Consider the following 20,268-nt stretch of genomic DNA (forward strand, 5'->3'; position numbering starts at 1 on the left):
GCGGCACGTGCGGACTCAGGAGATGACCGCGATGAGGTCGCCCTGCTGCACGACGTCGCCGACGACCACGTCCAGTGAGGTCACGGTGCCCGACGTCTCGGCGAGCACCGGAATCTCCATCTTCATGGACTCCAGGATCACCAGCGTGTCGCCCTCGGCGACGACGTCCCCTTCCTGCACCACCACCTCGAACACGGTGGAGACCATCTCGGCGCGCACGTCTTCGGCCATCGGGCACCTCATTCCACGAAGAAGACGGTGGCCCTGCTTTCAGGGCCACCGGACCACACGTGAAACACTGTAATGAACCAGAAAGGAGATCGGACCATGGGTAAGCGAGGCCGCAAGAAGCGCAGTCGCAAGGGTAACGCCGCCAACCACGGCAAGCGTCCCAACGCCTGAGGCGCGCACACACGCGTGAGGGGGCCGGAAGCAGCTGCTTCCGGCCCCCTCACGCGTGTCGGGTGGTCAATCCCGGACGTCGGTGCGCGTCACGACGACGGTCCGCCGGATCTCGACCAGCAGCCGCTCCCGCAGGCCCTCCGGGGCGTGCTCGCCGCCGCACTTGCGGCTGAGCAGGGACTTGAGCTGGGATTCGAGCCCGTACGCCTCGAGGCAGGACCCGCAGTCGTCGAGATGGCGCTGCAGACGCTCACGCGACCGGTCGTCGCACTCGCTGTCGAGCAGCAGATAGACGTCCGCGATCACTGCGGAACAGTCGAGCTGATCGAAGTCGGCCGACTCGCTCACCTCGAGACCTCCTTGTTGTCCACGCCGTGTCCGACAGCAGCGTCCACGGCCCCGCTCCGGTTGAATCCTCGCTCCCGCGCGACATCGGCCAGCAGGCCGCGCAGCTGCTTGCGGCCGCGGTGCAGCCGTGACATGACCGTGCCGATGGGCGTGCCCATGATCTCCGCGATCTCCTTGTACGGGAAACCCTCGACGTCGGCGTAGTACACCGCCATCCGGAACTCCTCGGGCAGCTCCTGCAACGCGGCCTTGATGTCGTCGTCGGGAAGCGCGTCGAGCGCCTCGACCTCGGCCGACCGCAGACCGGTGGAGCTGTGCTCGGCCGTCGCCGCCAGCTGCCAGTCGGTGATCTCCTCGGTGGGGTACTGAGCGGGCTGGCGCTGCTTCTTGCGGTAGGAGTTGATGTAGGTGTTCGTCAGGATGCGGTACAGCCACGCCTTGAGATTGGTCCCCTCCTTGAACGAGGAGAAGGCGGAGAACGCCTTGATATACGTCTCCTGAACCAGATCCTCCGCGTCCGCGGGGTTGCGGGTCATCCGCAGCGCCGCGCCGTAGAGCTGATCGAGCAGGGGCAATGCATCCCGCTCGAACCGTTCGGCCAGTTCCGTACCAGACTCCTCGACCACACCGATCCCTTCACTTGCCGTATCCGTGAAGGCTACCGGCCGGGACGGGCACAGCACAGGCACGCGGCACTCCTCGCTCTCGGTCACCGGCCACGCCGATCGTGGCGGCCACCCGGAATCAACACGACAGGGTGGGTGCTTGTTCCCTACATTGACGCGCATGGCCTCGACCTCCACTCCCGCGACCACGCTGCTGACACGCGAGAAAGTCACCCACCGCGTCCACGAGTACCCGCACGACCCGCGAGCCGGCTCGTTCGGTTCCGAGGCCGTCGAGCTCCTCGGGCAGCGGCTCGGGGTGGCCCCCGCCCAGATCTTCAAGACCCTCGTGATCAAGCTCTCCGACGGCAAGCTCGCGGTGGCCGTGATCCCGGTCCCGGCGACGCTGTCGCTGAAGGCGGCCGCGGCCGCCCTCGGGGGCGGCAAGGCGGTCATGGCCGAACGCAGCGACGCCGAACGCGCCACCGGCTACGTCCTCGGGGGAATCTCACCGCTGGGTCAGCGCAGCCGGCTGCGCACCGCCGTCGACGCCTCCGCGCACCAGTGGGACCGGGTCCTGTGCAGCGCCGGACGCCGCGGCCTCGAGATCGAACTCGCCCCGGCGGACCTGGTGCGGCTCACGGGAGCAGTGGTGGCGCCGATCACCGCCGGGGCCTGATGCGGGGGCGCCCGGGAGGTGCCGCGCCGACCACCCGCGCCGCGGACCGCACCCGGCCGCGGGGTGTGGCAGGTGGCTGCCGGCTGCGGATAGGCGAAGATGGACGGGTGAATCCGTGGAGTGCGCCCCGAGCCGAGTCACCCGTCGACAGTTCCGTCACGCTGCCCGGGTCCAAGTCGATCACCAACCGCGCCCTGATCCTCGCTGCGCTCGCGGACGGCCCGTCCACCGTGACCGGTGCGCTGCGCAGTCGCGACACCGACCTGATGATCGCGGCCCTGCGCGGACTGGGCACGACGATCGACGAGCGAGACGACGGCACCACGCTGCACGTCATCCCCGGCCGGCTGCACGGCGCCCGGGTGGACTGCGGCCTGGCGGGAACGGTGATGCGATTCGTGCCGCCCCTCGCGGCGCTGGCCGACGGCGACGTCTTCTTCGACGGTGACGAGCAGGCGCGTACCCGCCCGATGGGCACCGTCCTCGAGGCCCTGCGCTCGCTCGGCGCCGACGTCGACGGCGACACCCTGCCCTTCACCGTGCGCGGGCGCGGCTCCCTGCGCGGCGGCACCGTCACCATCGACGCGTCGGGGTCGTCACAGTTCGTCTCGGGTCTGCTGCTCTCCGCCGCCGCGTTCGTCGAGGGCGTCACGGTGCGGCACGCCGGGGCGGCCGTGCCGTCCATGCCGCACATCGACATGACCGTCGAGATGCTGCGCGAGTCCGCGGTGACGGTCGACACGTCCGTGCCCGACACCTGGCGGGTCGCACCGGGCCCGGTCCGCGCCGTGGACCGGGTCGTCGAGCCCGACCTGTCCAACGCGACCCCGTTCCTGGCGGCCGCGGCCGTCACGGCCGGCACGGTGTCGGTGCCGCGATGGCCGCAGCGCACCACCCAGGCCGGCGACGCGATCCGCGGAATCCTCGAGCAGATGGGTGCCGACGTCGCACTGTCCGACGGAACGCTCACCGTGCGAGGCCCGAAGCATCTGCGCGGCCTCGACGTCGACCTGCACGACGTCGGCGAGCTCGCCCCCACGGTCGCCGCACTCGCGGCGCTGGCGACCACCCCGTCCACGCTGCGGGGCATCGCCCACCTGCGCGGGCACGAGACGGACCGCCTGGCCGCCCTGGTCACGGAGCTCGGCAAGCTCGGCGGTTCCGCCACCGAGCTTGCGGACGGCCTGCACATCGTGCCCGCGCCGCTGCACGGCGGACGCTGGCATTCGTATGCGGATCACCGGATGGCGACGGCGGGCGCGATCGTGGGACTCGTGGTCGACGGCATCGAGGTCGAGGACATCGGCACGACGGCCAAGACCCTGCCCGGCTTCCCCGAGCTGTGGGCCGGGATGCTGAGGGGAGCGCGCTCCTGAGCCGGCGGACCTACGACGAGACCGACGTCCGGATCCGTCCGGGCAAGGGCTCGCGGCCGCGCACGAAGGACCGGCCGGCCCATCGGGACGCCGTCGAAGCGATGGTCGTCTCCGTCGACCGTGGCCGGTGGGGCTGCGTGCTGGAGGGTGATCCCGCGCGGCCGGTCGTCGCGATGCGGGCCCGGGAGCTCGGCCGTACCCCTGTCGTCGTCGGGGATCGGGTCGCGGTGGTCGGGGACCTGTCGGGGCGGCCCGACACGCTTGCGCGCATCGTGCGGGTACAGGAACGCACCACGGTGTTGCGCCGCACCGCCGACGACACCGACCTGTTCGAGCGGATCGTCGTGGCCAACGCGGAGCAGCTGCTGATCGTCGTCGCACTGGCCGATCCGCCGCCTCGGACCGGGCTGGTCGAACGGTCCATGGTCGCCGCGTTTGCGGGCGGGCTGGAACCGGTGCTGTGCCTGACGAAGAGCGATCTGGCCGATCCCGGGGAGTTCACGGCGCAGTTCGCGGATCTGGACGTTCCCGTGGTGCTGGCGGGCCGCGAGCAGGACCTGTCGGAGCTGACGGCGATGCTGGCGGGCAGGTCGACCGCGCTGATCGGCCATTCCGGCGTGGGAAAGTCCACTCTGGTCAACCGGCTCGTCCCGGATGCCGACCGCGCCACCGGCGAGGTCTCGGGGGTCGGGAAGGGCCGGCACACCTCCACGCAGTCGGTGGCGCTGCCGTTGCCGGGCGGCGGGTGGGTGATCGACACCCCCGGGATCAGGTCGTTCGGGCTCGCTCACATCGATGCCGACGACGTGATCGCCGCGTTCTCGGATCTCGCCGACGCGGTGGAGGACTGTCCCCGTGGCTGCACCCACCTGGGCCCGCCCGCGGACCCCGAGTGCGCACTCGACGCCCTCGAGGGCAAGTCCGGGCGCCGCGCGATGGCCGTGCGCACACTGCTGACCGCGATCGCCGCCAACGAATCCTGGTGAGCCCGGTCCCCGGACGCCGGGTGTCACAGGGACGCCGAGCGCCCGGTGTCACAGGGACGCCGAGCGCCCGGTGTCACAGGGACGCCGAGCGCCCGGTGTCACAGGGACGCCGAGCGCTCGGTGGGGATTCGGGATCAGCGCATGCCGAGGAGACGGCGCACGCCGCGGACCCGGCGGTTCTCGCGGATCGCGGTGGCCAGGCCGCGTCGCCGGCCGGTCCCAGGGTCCACGACGGCGGTGCCGCCGAAGCCGCGCTCGGACGCGGTTTCCGGGGCCGCGTCCGGGGTGTCCGCGAGGTACTTGTTCGGCAGCGACAGCTTGGCGATGGTGCGCCAGGACTTGAAGTACTGCACGGCGAGCGGGCCGGTGGTGTACGGCAGGTCGTACTTGTCGCACAGCTCGCGCACCCGCACCGCGATCTCGGCGTACCGGTTCGACGGCAGGTCCGGGAACAGGTGGTGTTCGATCTGGTAGCTCAGGTTGCCGGTCATGAAGTCCATGACCGGGCCGCCGGAGATGTTGGCGCTGCCGAGCATCTGGCGCAGGTACCACTGCGCCTGCGTCTCGTTGTCGACGTCGGCCTTGGTGAACTTCTCGGCGCCGTCGGGGAAGTGCCCGCAGAAGATGACCGCGTTGGTCCACAGATTGCGGATCACGTTGGCCGTCATGTTCGCGGTGAGCGTGGACCTCCACGCCTTACCCGTCAGCGCCGGATAGACCACGTAGTCCTTGGCGATCTGGCGACCGATCTTGTCCCCCACCTCGCGCAGCTTGCGCTTGGTCTCGGCGCGGTCGTCGCGGCCCTTGGCGACCTTGCCGAGTTCGAGGTGCTGGACCGCGACGCCGTACTGGAACAGCAGGGCGAGCAGGGCGTTGTAGACGATGTTGCCGTAGTTGAACGGCGACCAGCGCTGGTCGCGCGTCACCCGCAGCAGGCCGTATCCCACGTCGTCGTCCATGCCGAGGATGTTGGTGTACTTGTGGTGCAGGTAGTTGTGGGTCTGCTTCCAGTGCGCGGACGGGTCGGCGTTGTCCCACTCCCAGTGGACGGAGTGGACCTCGGGATCGTTCATCCAGTCCCACTGCCCGTGCATCACGTTGTGCCCGAGCTCCATGTTCTCGACGATCTTCGAGAGGCCGAGCAGGCCCGCACCGAGCAGCCACAGCGGCCGCCGGCGGCTGCCGAACAGCACCGCACGCCCACTCAGCTCCAGGCCGCGCTGCAGCCGGATCGTGTTGCGGATGTAGCGGGCGTCGCGCTCGCCGCGGGAGTCCTCGATGTCCCGCCGGATGGCGTCGAGCTCCCGGCCGAGGGCCTCGACGTCCGCCTCGGTGAGGTGCGCGTACTCCTTGATGTCCGAAATGGCCATGCGCCTACCGTACCGTAAGTTACGAATCCGTAGGTTACGGAGATGTAGCTTGTGCGGCAGATCACTTCCGGCGGGTTGCGCGCTTGGCGGCCCGCAGGGTCCGCAGCGCGGTCGCGAGCCCCTCACGACGCTCCCCCACCGACCGCACCCGCGGCAGATCGGGACGCCGGAACTTGCGTTCGGAGGAGGTCTCCGGGGCGTCGTCCGACGTGGCCCGCAGCCACGCGTCCGGCAGTGCCAGCTTGTGGATCGTGCGCAGCGCGAGCAGGTACTGCTTACCGAGCGGACCGCTGGTGTACGGCAGGTCGTACTTCGCACACAGCGCGCGGACCCGCTCCGCGATCTCGGGGTAGCGGTTGCTGGGCAGGTCCGGGAACAGGTGGTGCTCGATCTGGTAACTCAGATTGCCGGTCATGAAGGCCATCACCGGGCCGGCATCGATGTTGGCGCTACCGAGCAGCTGCCGCAGGTACCACTGCCCCTGCGTCTCGTTCTCGTACTGCGCCACGGTGAACTTCTCGGCGCCGTCGGGAAAGTGGCCGCAGAAGATCACCACGTACGCCCACAGGTTCCGCACCAGGTTCGCCGTGAGGTTCGCCGTGATCGTGCTGCGCCACGCACGGCCCGTCATGGCCGGGAACAGCACCAGGTCCTTGCCCAGCTGCCGCGCGATCTTGCGCGCGAAGTCCTTGGTGGGCTGGGAGTTCCACTGGCCTTCCGGCACCCCGGCAGCCTTCTTCTCGGCATCGAGGTCGTGCAGTGCGATGCCCCACTCGAACGTGGCTGCGAGGATCAGGTTGGCCAGGGGCTGCAGCAGGTTGATCGGCCGCCACTTCTCGTCGCGCGTCATCCGCAGGATGCCGAAGCCCACGTCGTCGTCCATCCCGACGATGTTCGTGTAGGTGTGGTGCGCGTAGTTGTGGGCGCGCTTCCAGTGCTGCGACGGACCCGTTTGATCCCATTCCCACGAGGTCGAGTGGATCTCCGGATCGTTCATCCAGTCCCACTGCCCGTGCATCACGTTGTGCCCGAGCTCCATGTTCTCGATGATCTTCGACAGCGAGAGCAGGCCCGTGCCGAGCAGCCACAGCGGACGCCGGCGGCTGCCGAACAGCGCCGCGCGACCGCCGATCTCGAGGACGCGTTGCAGACGGATGGTGTTGCGGATGTAGCGGGCGTCGCGCAGCCCTCGGGCGTCCTCGATGTCGCGACGGATCGCGTCGAACTCGCGGCCGAGTTCCTCGATGTCCGCGTCGGTGAGGTGAGCGAACTCGGTGATGTCGGTGATTGCCACCGGGGTCCTTCCCCCTGGAACGGGTGGGTAGTGCGTCAGGCGCCGAGCGTGCAGTCTCCGGCAGCCGCGGAGATGCAGGTCTGTACCCGCTCCCCCTCGGCGTGTTCCTTGCCGGACCGGAGGTCGACGACATGCCCCTTCTCCAAGGGCACCACACAAGTCTGACAGATTCCCATCCGGCAGCCGAACGGCATCAGCGCGCCGGCGCTTTCACCGGCCTCGAGCAGGGTCGTCGCACCGTCGACGGCGACGGTCTTGCCGGACTTGGCGAAGGTCACCGTCCCGCCGGCGCCGGAGGTGTCCGCGCGGGAGACGGCGAAGCGTTCCAGGTGCAGCCGCTCGGACAGGCCCGCGGAGTCCCAGAACCGGTCGATGTCGTCGAGCATCGCCTGCGGTCCGCACGCCCACACCTGACGCTCCCGCCAGTCGGGGCACACGGTGTCGAGCTCGGCGAGGGCGAACTTGCCCTGCTCCCGCGTCAGGCGCACGTACGGGTGGTACTGCTCGTGATCCGCCCCGAATCGGGCGATCTCGTCGGCGAACATCACCTCGGCGGCGGTGGGCGCCGAGTGGACGTGCACCACATCGGGCAGTTCGGCATGGGCCTGCACGGACCGGCGGTCGAGGGTGCGCAGCATCGAGATGATCGGGGTGATGCCGCTGCCCGCGGTGAGGAACAGGATCTTCGCCGGCGGGGGGTCGGACAGGACGAACTCGCCCTTGGGCTCGGCGAGCCGCACGATCGTGCCGGCGGGCACGCCGCTGACGAGGTGGGTCGAGAGGAACCCGTCGGTCATGGCCTTGACGGTGATCGAGATGAGCTTGCGGTCCCACGTGGGCGAGGACGTCAGTGAGTACGAACGCCAGTGCCAGCGGCCGTCGACGTGCAACCCGATGCCGATGTACTGGCCCGGCGCGTATCCGAAGTCGAAGCCCCAGCCGGGCTTGATGACGAGTGTCGCGGAGTCCGCGGTCTCGCGGCGGACCTCGACGATGCGTCCACGCAGCTCGCGCGCCGACCACAGGGGGTTGGCGAGGTGCAGGTAGTCGTCGGGAAGGAGGGGTGTCGTCAGCCGCGCGGCCGCACCACGCAGGATGTTCGACACGGATCGGTCCTTCGTCGCGACGTGCGCCGCCGGCCGCTCGATCCAGTCCTTCAGACCCATCCGATCACTTCTCCTCGTCCAGGGGCTACGCCTCCGTAGGTTACCAGCTCCCTACGGAGGCGTAGGTTGGGCCGAGACGGTGATCACACTCGCGGGGTCAGAGCAGCTCGAGCAGGAACTGCAGCTCCTGCGTGGCGTACCAGGCGAGTTCGTGGTCCTCGGCGTCGCCCAGCACGAACTCCGCCTCCTCGTCGCCGAGGTCGGCCGCATCGACGACCGGCAGGGCCCGGGCGATGTCCGGTTCCGCAGTGGCGAGGTCCACATGCACCGACGCCACCGCGGACAGCGGCACCGGACCGGGCAGCCGGACCACCGCGTCGTCGAGGTCGGGACGCAGGGTGACGCCGTCGACGTCCGCGGCCACCACCACCCGGCGCAGGCCGAACTCGGGCGGCGGGTCGTCGTCGGCCCGGCCGGCGAGCAGCCGCAACGAGGCGCGGGCGGCCTCGGCCATCGCGACCTCGGCGAGTTCCTCGTCGTCACCGGAGGTGTACGCCTCGCGCAGCGCCGGGGTGACCGCGAACGCGGTGCCGCTCACCGCCTCGAACTCACTGTCGGCGACCAACCGCTTCAACGTCTCGATGGTCGCCGGTACGTACACCCGTGTCACAACTCACCTACTGGCATCCAACAACTCCTCGAGCGACTCGTGCAGCAGCGACGTCAGCACCTCCACATCGGGCATGGCGTCGCGGTCCGCATTGAGACCGTAGTAGACGTTGCCGTCGTACGACGTCAACGCGACGCTCAGCGCCTGATTCTCCAGCAGGGGCGAGATCGGATACATCTCGAGGACCCGGGCCCCGGCGAGGTAGAGGGGATGCTGCGGGCCCGGCGCGTTGGTGATCATCAGGTTGAACATGCGCTGAGAGAATCCGCTCGCGACACGAGCCCCGACGGCATGCATGGTCGCGGGCGCGAACCCGGACAGTCGCATCATCGACCGCGCCGGGACCCGGCGGCCCTGCCGAGAGTAGGCCTCCCCGGCGTGCGAGATGTGGGACAGACGGACGACCGCGTTCGGTTCCCCCACCGGGAGGTCGACCAGAAAGGTCGAGACCTCGCCGCGCGGACCCGTCTCGGATTCCTCCCGGCCCGCCTCCGGCACGTCCGGGTCCTCCGCGTAGACCGACATGGGCACCATCGCCCGGACCACCGTCGCCTCCGTCAGCGGCTCCCCGCGGGAGAGCAGCCAGTACCGCAGCGCCCCCGCGATCACCGCCAGCACGACGTCGTTGACGGTGCAGCCGTAGCGCGCCCGGATCTTCCGGTACAACTCGAGGTCCGCCTTGACCACCGCGAACCGGCGGTTACGGGAGATCGGGGCGTTCAACGGGCTGTCGGGCGCGGACTGGGCGGCGGTGCGCGCCAGCCGGCCCACCACGTCCAGCGCCTCCCCGGCCGTCGCGGCCAGATCGCCGACGGCCGCCCGCACTCCCGACACCGCCTCACCGGGCCTGGCCACCAGCTCGGCGAGCGCGCCGAGCAGCAGCGCCGAGTCACTCGGCTCGGGCTCCGGCATCCACAATTCCTCCGGATCCACCCGGGGAGTCTCGGTGGGCTCGAACAGCACCTGCCCGATCTCGAGCGCCTGATCGCCGTCCACCAGCGCCGAGTGGGTCTTGGTGAACAGGGCGCACCGGTCGCCGGCGAGGCCCTCGACGAGATACATCTCCCACAGCGGCCGGGAGCGGTCGAGCGGACGGGAGATCAACCGGGCCAACAGCTCGTGCAGCTGCGTTTCGGAGCCGGGCCGCGGCAGCGCCGACCGCCGCACGTGATAGGTGATGTCGAAGTCGCGGTCGTCGACCCACACCGGACGCGCCAGGCCGAGGGCGACCTCGCGCGCCTTCTGCCGATACCGCGGCACCGCGGCCAGCCGGCGCTCCACGAGCCGCAGCACGTCCTCGTAGTCGAGCCCGCCGCTCGGCTGCTCCAGGATGGCGAGCGACCCGATGTGCATGGGCGTATTGCTCGTCTCCAGAAAGTAGAACGACGCGTCCTGAGCCGACATCCGGTGGGTCATCGCCCCGCATCCCTCTCGTCCTCGTCCCGTCGAGCCGCTCCGGCCTGCGACGGCTCGTCGAGACCGAACAGCACCGTCAGTTCCGCCACCACCTCGGCGGCATCGGCGTGATGCACGCCGACCATTCCCGTGGCTACCGCACCGTCCACGTTCACCCGCAGGTCGTCGACGAACACACACGCCGACGGTTCGAGCCCGAGACGCCGGGCCACCGCCAGGTAGCTGCGCGGATCCGGTTTCGCGGTGCCCACGTCCGCGGACAGCACCACCTCGTCCACCAGCCGGCCTCGCCCCAGATCGCGCAGGGGTGCGGCCGCGGGGCCACCCGGATCGTTGCTGAGGATCGCGGTGCGCACGCCGCGCCGGCGCACCTCGGCGAGGATCCCGCCGAGCGCGGCCGCGTCCGTGCCGGGGCCCGCGAGCACCCCACCGAAATCGAGCACCAGTCCACGCATCGCCCCACCCTAGTTCGCGCGCACCGGTCAGGCGATGCAACGACCCGAACGACACGGCGACACGGCGACACGGATGTGGCACCATGACCGGCGGCTCCGTCCTCTCCCGGGGTCTACGCACCCGCCGTCGGCCGTTCCGCGCCGACGGCGTCCCTCGGAACCGGGAGAATCGATGACCCCTCAGCACGACGCCCACTACGTCCGACGCATCGCTCCGTTCGAGCCGCCGGTGCAGCGGTGCTGTCCGCCCGGACCGCACCGCCGGCACACGAGGCGGCGCCTCACCCCGCACGACGGCCGTTCGATGCATGTGAAGGCCGTGCCGCCGATCGGGCGGCCACTGCCGGAGGTCGATCCGGCGGCACGCCGATTCGCCGACCTCGCGGCCCGGTTGATCCTCGAAGTGGCCGACCGGCGCCGTCCCGAGCCCCAGCTCGCTGCCGTGCTCCATCCGTCGCTGCATGCGACCGTTGCCGTCGGCGCGAAGACGAGCGATCCGGGGACGGCGGTGCTCCTGCGGACCCGGCTGCGTGCGGTGGACGCCGACACCGCCGAGTTGTTCGGTTCCTACGGCCGCGGCCATCGCGTGTTCGCGCTGGCCGGCCGCATCTCGCGCCACCCCGTCTCACGCCGGACGCCGCACGGATGGCTGCTCACCACGGTGTGGCTGGGCTGACCGTGCGTCCGGGCCGGCAACCTCCGGCCCGGACGCATCGTCAGCGGCGGCGCTGCGCCTTGGACTGCTTGCGTGCCGCCTCCCGGCGTTGCCGACGGGTGCCCGTCGTTCCGGGTGCGGACGCGGCCGGCGACGACGTCGCGGGACTGCGCCGAACCTGGGCACTGCCGTCCTCGGCCGGCCCGGTGTAGGTGAGACTGCGGTCGTCGTCCTCGTCGAGGCCCTTCGCACGCAGCGTGGCCGGGGCGGGCGCGGGTGCCGGAGCCGGCGCGGGGGCCGCCGGGGCGGGAGCCGGCTTCGTCAGGGTGGGGGCGGCCTGCGCGGTGGCCGCCGCGGACGCGGCGGTGACGCCGCCGCCCGGGCCCGGCTGCGCCTGCGCGGCTTCGACCTGCAGGTTGAACAGGAATCCGACGGACTCCTCCTTCAGGCCCTCGAGCATCCCGACGAACATGTCGTAGCCCTCGCGCTGGTACTCCACGAGCGGGTCGCGCTGGGCCATCGCCCGCAGGCCGATGCCCTCCTTGAGGTAGTCCATCTCGTAGAGGTGTTCGCGCCACTTGCGGTCGAGCACCGAGAGCAGGACCCGACGCTCGAGCTCGCGCATGCCGCCCTCACCGGCGATGGCGTCGATCTCCGCCTCACGGCGGGCGTACGCGGCGTGCGCGTCCTTCAGCAACGCCTCGCGCAGTTCCTCCCGGCTGAGATCCGCGGGTTCGCCGTCCGCGGAGGTGGCGAGCTCCTTGTGATCGAGGCCCACCGGGTAGAGGGTTCGCAGGGCCGTCCACAGCTGCTCGAGGTCCCAGTCCTCGACGTAGCCCTCTGCGGTGGCGCCGTCCACGTAGGCGGTGACCACATCCGTGATCATGTGCTCGACCTGGCCTTCGAGGTCCTCCCCGCGCAGGATGCGGCGACGCTCGTCGTAGATGACGGTGCGCTGCTGGTTCATCACCTCGTCGTACTTCAGGACGTTCTTGCGGATCTCGAAGTTCTGCTGCTCGACCTGGGTCTGGGCGCTCTTGATGGCCTTCGAGACCATCTTCGCCTCGATCGGCACGTCGTCCGGCAGGTTCAAGCGCGTCATGATCGATTCGAGTGCCGCGCCGTTGAAACGGCGCATCAACTCGTCACCGAGCGAGAGGTAGAAGCGCGACTCACCCGGGTCGCCCTGCCGGCCGGAGCGGCCGCGCAGCTGGTTGTCGATCCGGCGGGACTCGTGCCGCTCGGTGCCGAGGACGTACAGGCCGCCCGCGTCCCTGACCTTGTCGGCGTCGGCCTTGACCTCGGCGTTGATCCGCTCGATCGCCTCGTCCCAGGCCGCCTCGTACTCCTCGGGCGTGTGGACCGGGTCGAGACCCCGCTTGCGCAGCTCCACGTCGGCGAGGATGTCGGGGTTGCCGCCGAGCACGATGTCGGTACCGCGGCCGGCCATGTTGGTCGCGACGGTCACCGCGCCGGACCGCCCGGCCTCGGCGATGATCGTCGCCTCCTGCTCGTGGAACTTGGCGTTGAGCACGTTGTGCGGAATGCCGCGCTTGGTGAACTGCGCGGACAGGTATTCGGAGCGTTCGACGCTGGTGGTGCCGATCAGGACCGGCTGCCCCTTGGCATGCCGCTCGGCGACGTCGTCGACGACGGCCGCGAACTTCGCCGTCTCCGTCTTGTAGATCAGGTCGCCCTGGTCCGCGCGGACCATCGGCTTGTTGGTCGGGATCGGGATCACCCCGAGCTCGTAGATCTGGTGCAGCTCCGCGGCCTCGGTCTCGGCGGTGCCCGTCATGCCGGAGAGCTTGTCGTAGAGGCGGAAGTAGTTCTGCAGCGTGATCGTGGCGAGCGTCTGGTTCTCCGCCTTGATCTCGACCCGTTCCTTGGCCTCGATGGCCTGGTGCATGCCCTCGTTGTAGCGACGTCCGACGAGGATGCGGCCGGTGAACTCGTCGACGATGATCACCTCGCCGTCCCGGACGATGTAGTCCTTGTCGCGCTGGTACAGCTCCTTGGCCTTGATCGCGTTGTTGAGGTAGCTCACCAGCGGCGAATTGGCCGCCTCGTACAGGTTGTCGATGCCGAGCTGGTCCTCGACCAGCTCGACCCCCGCTTCGTGCACGCCGATGGTGCGCTTCTTGATGTCCACCTCGTAGTGGACGTCCTTCTTCAGCAGCGGCGCGATCCGCGCGAACTCGGCGTACCACTTGCTCGACGCGTCGGCCGGGCCGGAGATGATCAGCGGCGTCCGGGCCTCGTCGATGAGGATCGAGTCGACCTCGTCGACGATCGCGAAGTTGTGGCCGCGCTGCACGAGATCGTCGAGCGAGTGCGTCATGTTGTCGCGCAGGTAGTCGAAGCCGAACTCGTTGTTGGTGCCGTAGGTGATGTCGGCGGCGTACGCGGTGCGCCGCTCGGCGGGCGTCAGACCGGACAGGATCACCGCCGTCTCGAGACCGAGGGACCGGTGCACCCGGCCCATCCACTCGGAGTCGCGCTTGGCGAGGTAGTCGTTGACCGTCACCACGTGCACGCCCTCGTCGGCGATGGCGTTGAGGTAGGCCGGCAGCACACAGGTCAGGGTCTTGCCCTCACCGGTCTTCATCTCGGCGATGTTGCCGAAGTGTAGCGCCGCGCCGCCCATGATCTGAACGGGGTAGTGCTTCTGGCCCAGCACTCGCCACGACGCCTCGCGCGCTGTGGCGAACGCCTCGGGCAGCAACTCGTCGAGGGTCTCACCCGCCTGGTAGCGACGACGGAACTCGTCCGTCTTGGCCCGCAACTGCTCGTCGGTCAGGGACTCGAACTCGGGTGAGAGGGAATCGACGTGGTCGGCGATGTGCTTGAGCCGCTTGACCATGCGACCTTCACCGACTCTGAGCAGCTTCGACAGCGACAGCACGGGCGTGTTCGTCCTCAATCTCGGGTACAGCACGGACAACGAAAATCCGGCCGAGGCCTGTATCGACCCCGGCCGGATTCCATGGTAGGCGGTCTTTCGACGAGGTGACCACGGGCGACCGCTCGGCGGGGTGGCACGCACGGTGCCGCCGCCGGGCGGCGCAGTCGTCACACGAGCCGGATCAACCCGTAGTCGAACGCGTGCCGGCGGTAGACGACGGACGGGCTGTCGGTCTCCTTGTCGTGGAACAGGTAGAAGTCGTGACCGACCAGCTCCATCTCGTACAGCGCGTCGTCGACGGTCATCGGCTCGGCGGTGTGTTCCTTCGTTCGCACGATCCGGCCCGGCCCGGACGGCTCGGGCTCGTACTGGTCCAGCGAGATCTCCGGCGATATCCCGAGCGAGTCGTCCCTGGCGAGTTCAGCCGTGGCCTCGGCCACCGAGACAGGGGTCTTCTCCCCGTGGTGTACCTTGCGGCGGTCCTTCGTGCGGCGCAGTCGCGCCTCGAGCTTGTCCGTCACGGACTCGAAGGCAGCGTAGAAGCTGTCCGCGGATGCCTCCGCACGCACCACCGGCCCCTTGGCCCGAGCGGTGATCTCGACTCGCTGGCAACTCTTCAGTTGCCGGCGGTTGCGCTCGTGCTGCAACTCGACGTCGAACAGGAAGATCGTCGGGTCGAAACGTTCGAGCCGAGCGAGCTTCTCGGACACGTAGACCCGGAAGTGATCCGGGACCTCGACGTTGCGCCCCTTGACGACGACGTCGGCGCGGGGACCGTTGGACTCCGCAGTACCGGCTTCGGTCTCTGGAGCGGGAACCTTGGACTTCGAAGGGATCGTCACTCGTACCTCCCGAGTACGGCCGGCGCAGCTCGCGCGCCGGCATGATCGACGAGCGCGAGATGCGCTCCGCCCGACACGACGGCTGAAGGGCGTTTTGCGCCCGCTACCTGTGTTTTCGGGTCTGAGGGCGACGGTAGTACGGAACGGCGGGGAGTGCCACCGTTCCGCTCAATTTCACGCCGTCGTCACCTGGTGGCGGGACCGATGTCCCCACCTTTCCCGGCTCCCCGGCCTGCGGCCCCGAGGCCCTCCGGCTCTCAGGCGCTCCGGCTCTCAGACCCTCCGGCTCTCATGCGGCGGCGATCACCAGCACCCCGCACGGGCGATGGCCCGCCGCCCGCAGAACCCGCACCGATTCCGTGGCGGTGGCGCCGGTCGTGACGACGTCGTCGACGAGCAGCACCTCCGCTCCGGGAGGCGGGCCCGCCGTCCGCACCCGCACCCGCCCGGCCAGATTGCGCTGCCGCTGCGCAGCCGACAACCCCACCGAATCGCGGACACCACGTCCGGTGACGAGAAGGCCGCAGACCTCGAGGCGCCGGTCGTGTCCGGCGGCCGCCCGCACCGCACGCGTCACCGGGTCGCCCCCGCGAGAGCGTGCCGCCCGGGTTCGCGTCGGGGCGGGCACCACGACGAGAGGCCCGGCGGGCAGCTCCCCCCAGCGCCGCAGCCGTGACACGGCGGTGGCCAGCGCGAGGCCGAGCGGACCGGCCAGGTCGCGCCGGCCGTGTTCCTTGGCCGCGATCACGGCGCGGCGACGCGCACCGCCGTACGTCCCCAGCGCCCACACCGGAACGCCGGGATCGACGCGGGGCCGGACCCGGGCCGGCGCGTCCGCCAGGTCCCGGGCGCAGCGCCGGCACCAGCCGACGCCGGGGCGGCCGCAACCGCCGCACTCGACGGGCAGCACCAGATCCAGCAGCGACGTCAGCACCGCGACAGTGTGACCGCCGACCCCGACATCTCCCCGAGCCGTCAGCCCGGCAGGACGGGAACCGCCTGCAGCCCGGTCAGGCCGGGCACCTCCCGCCAGTACCGGTCGCCGGCCGGATCGGCGTTGTTCAGCTGGAACACCGCCCGCGAGTCGGCCACGAACTCCGAGGTCGTCGACGCCTCGACGGCGACGACCGGCGGGGTGAGGTTGCGGCTCGGCAGGGCGTCCATTCGCGAGCCGTCGACCGCGACCTGCACGACCGGGACGTCGGACGCGGCCCGTGCCACGACCACGGTGTCCGGCGTGCTCCAGTCCAGGGACAGGGCGGGGCTGCCGAGACCGATGGCGATCTCCCGGGGTGTCGTGAGGGAGAATTCCCCGTTCGATCTCTGCACGACCACCGCGACGTACACGCGTCCGTCGACGATCATCGCCGCGCGCACGCCGTCGCGGGAGAGCCGCAGATCGCTGATCGTGTTGCCCACCGCCCGCACGGCTCCGGCGTCGACGGGCAGGACCGTGATCCGGCCGGTGCCCGGCTCACGCACCGCACGCACCACGTTCGTGCCGTTGACCACGGACCACACGGAATTGTCGTCGAGCGCCCACGTAGGCCGCGTGATCGAGTCGGCGTCGAGGGCGCGCGCCGCCGGGCCGTCGCGGTACGGACCGATCACCAACTCGGCGGCGGCTTCCGGACGTCCGGTGTCGGCGACGGCCGCCGCCAGTTCACCGTCGTGCGACAACGCCACGGAGCGCAGGTTCGTGGCGGTGCCGAAGGTCCCGGGTACCGGGGTGACCCCGGTCTCGGCGACGCTGACGAGCCCGCCACCGCGCAGGGCGTGGAGACCGATGGTGGCGCTCGAGGTGGCCAGCGGGTTCATCGACGCGACGTCCGCGGTGGTCCAGCCGTTCGGGAATCGCTCGTCGAGGGGCTGACCGTCCGCGAGCAGGACGTACGGGCCGGTGATCTCGGCGTTGGCGAGGGTCCAGATCACCTGGGCGGCGAGCAACTCGCGGCTCTCCTTGCTCAGGGGTCGCAGCCCCAGGAAGTCGATCCGGATACCACCGAGACCGACACCGACCTGGGTGGTGCGGCCGTCGGCCTTGGTGATCGGCCCCCGCACGGACACTCCCGAGCCGAGTTCCGTGCGCACGGCGGGTGCCAGGGCCGCTTTCGGCCCCTCGGTGAGCAGGTCGATCAGCTGGGCCGCAGTCTGGTCCTGGGTGGCGGCGATCCAGCGCGGGTCGGGGACGACCGTGCGCCCGGACGGGTCGACGAAGTACAGCGAACGCCGCTGGTAGCCGTTGAGGAACTGCGGGCGGTCCATGACCACACCCGGACCCATCTCGTCGATGCGCCATTCGCCGCCGCTGAGCACGAGGGTGATCTTGGTCTCGAACGGTCCTTCGTCGGGACGGTAGACCCCGCCTTCCTCCAGGTGGCCGACCCGGTTGGCGCGGATGACGTACGTCGCGCGATCGGCGCTGCGCGACTCCGGCAGCACGTCGACCTTGTCCACGATCGTGGCGCTGGCGGCGTCGTCCCACTCGGCCGACATGTCGGCGGTGAGGAACTGCCGGGCGGCGAGGTGACGGTTGGCCGGGTCCGTGCTGGCGCGCAGGAAGTCCCGCAGGAGCAGATCCGGTTCCCGTCCCGGCGCCGGAGCCGGGACCGACGTGGTGGTGGGCTCGCGCGCGATGGTGCCCACCGCCTGGGGCGACGACGAGTCCGGCAGGCTGGCACAGCCGGACACGGCGAGGACCAGGCCCGTCAGCACCGCGAGCAGCGTCCTCGCGCCCCTCATGGGGTGGCCCCTTCGGGCGGGACCGGTACCACTGCCGGGTGCGCAGCCGTCGCGGAGTCCTCGCCGGCGTCGGCGTCCACGGACGCGTCCTCGTCCGCCGCACCCGGCAGCGGACGGCCCTGTACCGCGCGGACCGTGCTGGGGACCAGCGGCAGCGGACTGCGGCCGACCTTGCGTCCCCGTTGTCGCGGCAGGGTGAGCCGGAAGCAGGATCCCAGGCCGGGTTCACCCCAGGCCTCGAGCTTGCCGTTGTGGAGGTTGGCGTCCTCGACACTGATCGCCAGGCCGAGCCCGGTTCCGCCGGACCGCCGCACCCGGGACGGGTCCGACCGCCAGAAGCGGTTGAAGACGAGCTTCTCCTCGCCGGGCCGCAGACCGACGCCCTGGTCCCGGACGATGAACGCGGCGGCGCTGTCGTCGGCGCGCAGGCGCAGCAGGATGGGCTTGCCCTCTCCGTGGTCGATGGCGTTGGCGAGCAGGTTGCGCAGGATGCGCTCGACGCGGCGCGGATCGACCTCGGCGTCGACGGGTTCACCCGGCAGGTCGACGATCAGCTCGGTGCCGCTCTCGCGGGCGAGGTGCCGGACGGTGGAGACCGCGGCGCGGGCACACATGCGCAGGTCGAGTTGCTCGGCGGCGAGTTCGGCGACGCCGGCGTCGTGGCGGCTGATCTCGAGCAGGTCGCCCAGCAGGCTCTCGAACCGGTCGAGCTCGGTGACGAGCAGCTCCGAGGCGCGTTTGAGGGACGGGTCGAGTTCGTCGCTGCCGTCGTGGATGAGATCGGCGGCCATCCGCACCGTCGTCAGCGGGGTACGCAGCTCGTGGCTGACGTCCGAGGTGAACCGCTTCTGCAGGTTGCCGAACTCCTCGAGCTGGGTGATCTGCCGCGACAGGCTCTCGGCCATCTCGTTGAAGGACATGGCCAGGCGCGCCATGTCGTCCTCGCCACGCACCGGCATGCGTTCCTTGAGCCGGCCGTCGGCGAACCGGACCGCGATGCGCGACGCCGAACGGATCGGCAGCACGACCTGGCGGGCGACGATCATCGAGATCGCGGCGAGCAGCACGAGCAGCACCCCGGCACCGACGAGCAGCGTGCCGCGCACCAGGGACAACGTGTTCTCCTCGCCCGCCAGCGGGAACACCAGGTACAGCTCGAGGGTGGAGATGTCCGACGCCGTCGGCGTGCCCACGATCAGCGCCGGGCCCGAATAACCGTCGGGATCCGACACCGTCGCGAACTGGTAGGCGATCTGGCCCTTCTGCACGAAGGCACGCAGGTTCTCGGGGATCTGGTCGGCGGGCCCGCTCGACGTCGGTGCGCGCGGACCGTCGCCCGGCACGATCAGCGCCGGGTCGAAGGTGCCCGCGACGCCGGTGTCCTCGCCCGCGTCGCTGCCGCGATTGGTCAGCGCCGCAACGGCTCCGTCGAGCCGGACCTGCAGCGAGCCGGAGTCGTCGGCGCCGGCGAGCTGGCCCTCGACGAGGGCGCGGGACCGCTCGACCTCCTCGGTGGCGGCGTTGATCTTCACCTCGAGCAGCCGTTCGGTGATCTGGCTGGTGAGGACGACACCGAGGACGAGCATCACGATCAGCGACAGCGACAGGGTCGAGACCACGACCCGCAGTTGCAGCGATCGCCGCCACGTGTGGGCGAGCCGGTTGCTCACCGCACGTGACCACCTCAGCAGCGGCAGAGTCCTCCTGGTGATCCGCCGCCGCAGTCGGTACCCACCGATCACGGCGGTCCGGCCTTGTAGCCGACGCCCCGCACCGTCAGCACCACCTCGGGGTTCTCGGGATCCTTCTCGACCTTCGCCCGCAGGCGCTGCACGTGGACGTTCACCAGGCGGGTGTCGGCCGCGTGCCGGTAACCCCACACCTGCTCGAGCAGCACCTCACGAGTGAACACCTGCCGCGGCTTGCGCGCGAGCGCCACCAGCAGATCGAACTCGAGCGGGGTGAGGGAGATCAGCTCGTCCCCGCGGGTGACCTTGTGGGCGGGAACGTCGATGGCGATGTCGCCGATGGAGAGCACCTCGGCCGGTTCCTGCTCGGTGCGACGGAGCCGCGCGCGCACCCGGGCCACGAGCTCCTTCGGCTTGAACGGCTTGACGATGTAGTCGTCGGCGCCGGATTCGAGTCCGAGCACCACGTCGACGGTGTCCGACTTGGCGGTGAGCATCACGATCGGCACGCCCGAGTCGGCGCGCAGCACCCGGCAGACGTCGATACCGTTCATGCCCGGGAGCATGAGGTCGAGCAGGACGAGGTCGGGCCGGATCTCCCGGACCGCGTTCAGCGCCTGCGAACCGTCTCCCACCACGAACGGCTCGAATCCCTCGCCCCGCAGGACGATCGTGAGCATCTCGGCGAGCGCGGTGTCGTCGTCGACAACCAGAATCCTCGGCTTCATG

Annotated in this window: 20 protein-coding genes; 5 read left to right on the forward strand and 15 right to left on the reverse strand. The window is 70.3% G+C overall.

Translation table 11 applies throughout. The annotated features are described in order from the left end of the window. Positions 1–15: 15 nt before the first annotated feature. Positions 16–231: a biotin/lipoyl-binding carrier protein gene (locus tag QNA09_RS14700; protein ID WP_003939128.1), complete on the reverse strand. Its 216-nt coding sequence runs from the start codon at positions 229–231 to the stop codon at positions 16–18. Positions 232–327: 96 nt separating this feature from the next. Here QNA09_RS14700 and QNA09_RS29190 point away from each other — a divergent pair, with 96 nt between their 5' ends. After that, entirely contained in the window at positions 328–402 is a 75-nt protein-coding gene (locus QNA09_RS29190) for a 50S ribosomal protein bL37 (RefSeq protein ID WP_022597109.1), read from the forward strand. 66 nt (positions 403–468) lie between these two features. On the opposite strand, the gene rsrA is transcribed toward QNA09_RS29190, so the two are convergent. Together rsrA and QNA09_RS14710 are read right to left on the reverse strand one after the other, a co-directional pair. Continuing rightward, the gene (gene rsrA / locus QNA09_RS14705; protein ID WP_010594728.1) at positions 469–750 is read right to left on the reverse strand and encodes a mycothiol system anti-sigma-R factor; all 282 of its coding nucleotides are present in this window, start codon (positions 748–750) and stop codon (positions 469–471) included. After that, positions 747–1,376, reverse strand: a complete 630-nt coding sequence (locus QNA09_RS14710) for a sigma-70 family RNA polymerase sigma factor (protein ID WP_010594729.1) — start codon at positions 1,374–1,376, stop codon at positions 747–749. Before QNA09_RS14710 ends, rsrA begins: the two co-directional genes overlap by 4 nt. Positions 1,377–1,536: 160 nt before the next feature. On the opposite strand from QNA09_RS14710, the gene ybaK reads away from it, so the two are divergent. The 3 genes from ybaK (at position 1,537) to rsgA (ending at position 4,396) form a co-directional block, all read left to right on the forward strand. Continuing rightward, positions 1,537–2,034: a Cys-tRNA(Pro) deacylase gene (gene ybaK, locus QNA09_RS14715; protein WP_010594730.1), complete on the forward strand. Its 498-nt coding sequence runs from the start codon at positions 1,537–1,539 to the stop codon at positions 2,032–2,034. A gap of 107 nt (positions 2,035–2,141) precedes the next feature. Then, positions 2,142–3,410 carry a 3-phosphoshikimate 1-carboxyvinyltransferase gene (gene aroA, locus QNA09_RS14720; protein ID WP_010594731.1) on the forward strand — a complete coding sequence of 423 codons (1,269 nt, stop codon included), beginning with the start codon at positions 2,142–2,144 and terminating at the stop codon, positions 3,408–3,410. Next, complete coding sequence (gene rsgA, locus QNA09_RS14725) at positions 3,377–4,396, forward strand: ribosome small subunit-dependent GTPase A (RefSeq protein ID WP_119700319.1); 1,020 nt, start codon at positions 3,377–3,379, stop codon at positions 4,394–4,396. The genes aroA and rsgA overlap by 34 nt, the downstream gene beginning before the upstream one ends. A gap of 134 nt (positions 4,397–4,530) precedes the next feature. On the opposite strand, the gene QNA09_RS14730 is transcribed toward rsgA, so the two are convergent. The 6 genes from QNA09_RS14730 to QNA09_RS14755 all read right to left on the reverse strand — a co-directional run bounded on the left by QNA09_RS14730 (position 4,531) and on the right by QNA09_RS14755 (position 10,707). Continuing rightward, positions 4,531–5,766 (reverse strand): fatty acid desaturase, encoded by a 1,236-nt coding sequence (locus QNA09_RS14730; RefSeq protein ID WP_119699881.1) that lies wholly within the window; start codon positions 5,764–5,766, stop codon positions 4,531–4,533. Between the two features lie 61 nt (positions 5,767–5,827). Then, positions 5,828–7,060 (reverse strand): acyl-CoA desaturase, encoded by a 1,233-nt coding sequence (locus tag QNA09_RS14735; RefSeq protein WP_017679565.1) that lies wholly within the window; start codon positions 7,058–7,060, stop codon positions 5,828–5,830. Positions 7,061–7,095: 35 nt separating this feature from the next. Beyond that, positions 7,096–8,226 carry a ferredoxin reductase gene (locus QNA09_RS14740; RefSeq protein ID WP_017679566.1) on the reverse strand — a complete coding sequence of 377 codons (1,131 nt, stop codon included), beginning with the start codon at positions 8,224–8,226 and terminating at the stop codon, positions 7,096–7,098. 97 nt (positions 8,227–8,323) lie between these two features. Continuing rightward, positions 8,324–8,836, reverse strand: a complete 513-nt coding sequence (locus tag QNA09_RS14745; RefSeq protein WP_010594738.1) for a hypothetical protein — start codon at positions 8,834–8,836, stop codon at positions 8,324–8,326. 3 nt (positions 8,837–8,839) lie between these two features. Next, positions 8,840–10,252, reverse strand: a complete 1,413-nt coding sequence (locus tag QNA09_RS14750) for a wax ester/triacylglycerol synthase family O-acyltransferase (RefSeq protein WP_308071962.1) — start codon at positions 10,250–10,252, stop codon at positions 8,840–8,842. Continuing rightward, positions 10,249–10,707, reverse strand: coding sequence for an HAD-IA family hydrolase (locus QNA09_RS14755; RefSeq protein WP_010594740.1), 459 nt, complete (start codon positions 10,705–10,707; stop codon positions 10,249–10,251). Before QNA09_RS14755 ends, QNA09_RS14750 begins: the two co-directional genes overlap by 4 nt. A 172-nt stretch (positions 10,708–10,879) precedes the next feature. Here QNA09_RS14755 and QNA09_RS14760 point away from each other — a divergent pair, with 172 nt between their 5' ends. Further along, the gene (locus QNA09_RS14760) at positions 10,880–11,383 is read left to right on the forward strand and encodes an Rv3235 family protein (RefSeq protein WP_119699882.1); all 504 of its coding nucleotides are present in this window, start codon (positions 10,880–10,882) and stop codon (positions 11,381–11,383) included. 40 nt (positions 11,384–11,423) lie between these two features. Here the strand turns inward: QNA09_RS14760 and secA are convergent, their stop codons facing one another. The 6 genes from secA to mtrA all read right to left on the reverse strand — a co-directional run bounded on the left by secA (position 11,424) and on the right by mtrA (position 20,267). Then, positions 11,424–14,225: a preprotein translocase subunit SecA gene (secA, locus tag QNA09_RS14765; RefSeq protein ID WP_051009385.1), complete on the reverse strand. Its 2,802-nt coding sequence runs from the start codon at positions 14,223–14,225 to the stop codon at positions 11,424–11,426. A 209-nt stretch (positions 14,226–14,434) separates the two neighbouring features. Further along, entirely contained in the window at positions 14,435–15,109 is a 675-nt protein-coding gene (gene hpf / locus QNA09_RS14770) for a ribosome hibernation-promoting factor, HPF/YfiA family (RefSeq protein ID WP_010594743.1), read from the reverse strand. Positions 15,110–15,398: 289 nt separating this feature from the next. Next, the gene (locus QNA09_RS14775; protein ID WP_010594744.1) at positions 15,399–16,043 is read right to left on the reverse strand and encodes a ComF family protein; all 645 of its coding nucleotides are present in this window, start codon (positions 16,041–16,043) and stop codon (positions 15,399–15,401) included. A 41-nt stretch (positions 16,044–16,084) separates the two neighbouring features. Then, positions 16,085–17,851: an MtrAB system accessory lipoprotein LpqB gene (gene lpqB, locus QNA09_RS14780; protein WP_026137494.1), complete on the reverse strand. Its 1,767-nt coding sequence runs from the start codon at positions 17,849–17,851 to the stop codon at positions 16,085–16,087. Continuing rightward, positions 17,848–19,593 carry an MtrAB system histidine kinase MtrB gene (gene mtrB, locus QNA09_RS14785; RefSeq protein WP_190242312.1) on the reverse strand — a complete coding sequence of 582 codons (1,746 nt, stop codon included), beginning with the start codon at positions 19,591–19,593 and terminating at the stop codon, positions 17,848–17,850. The genes lpqB and mtrB overlap by 4 nt, the downstream gene beginning before the upstream one ends. Then, complete coding sequence (mtrA, locus tag QNA09_RS14790; RefSeq protein WP_010594747.1) at positions 19,590–20,267, reverse strand: MtrAB system response regulator MtrA; 678 nt, start codon at positions 20,265–20,267, stop codon at positions 19,590–19,592. Before mtrA ends, mtrB begins: the two co-directional genes overlap by 4 nt. Between the last annotated feature and the right edge of the window lies 1 nt (position 20,268).

Source organism: Rhodococcus sp. AH-ZY2 (assembly GCF_030916465.1).
GTDB classification, from domain to species: Bacteria; Actinomycetota; Actinomycetes; order Mycobacteriales; family Mycobacteriaceae; genus Rhodococcus; species Rhodococcus ruber.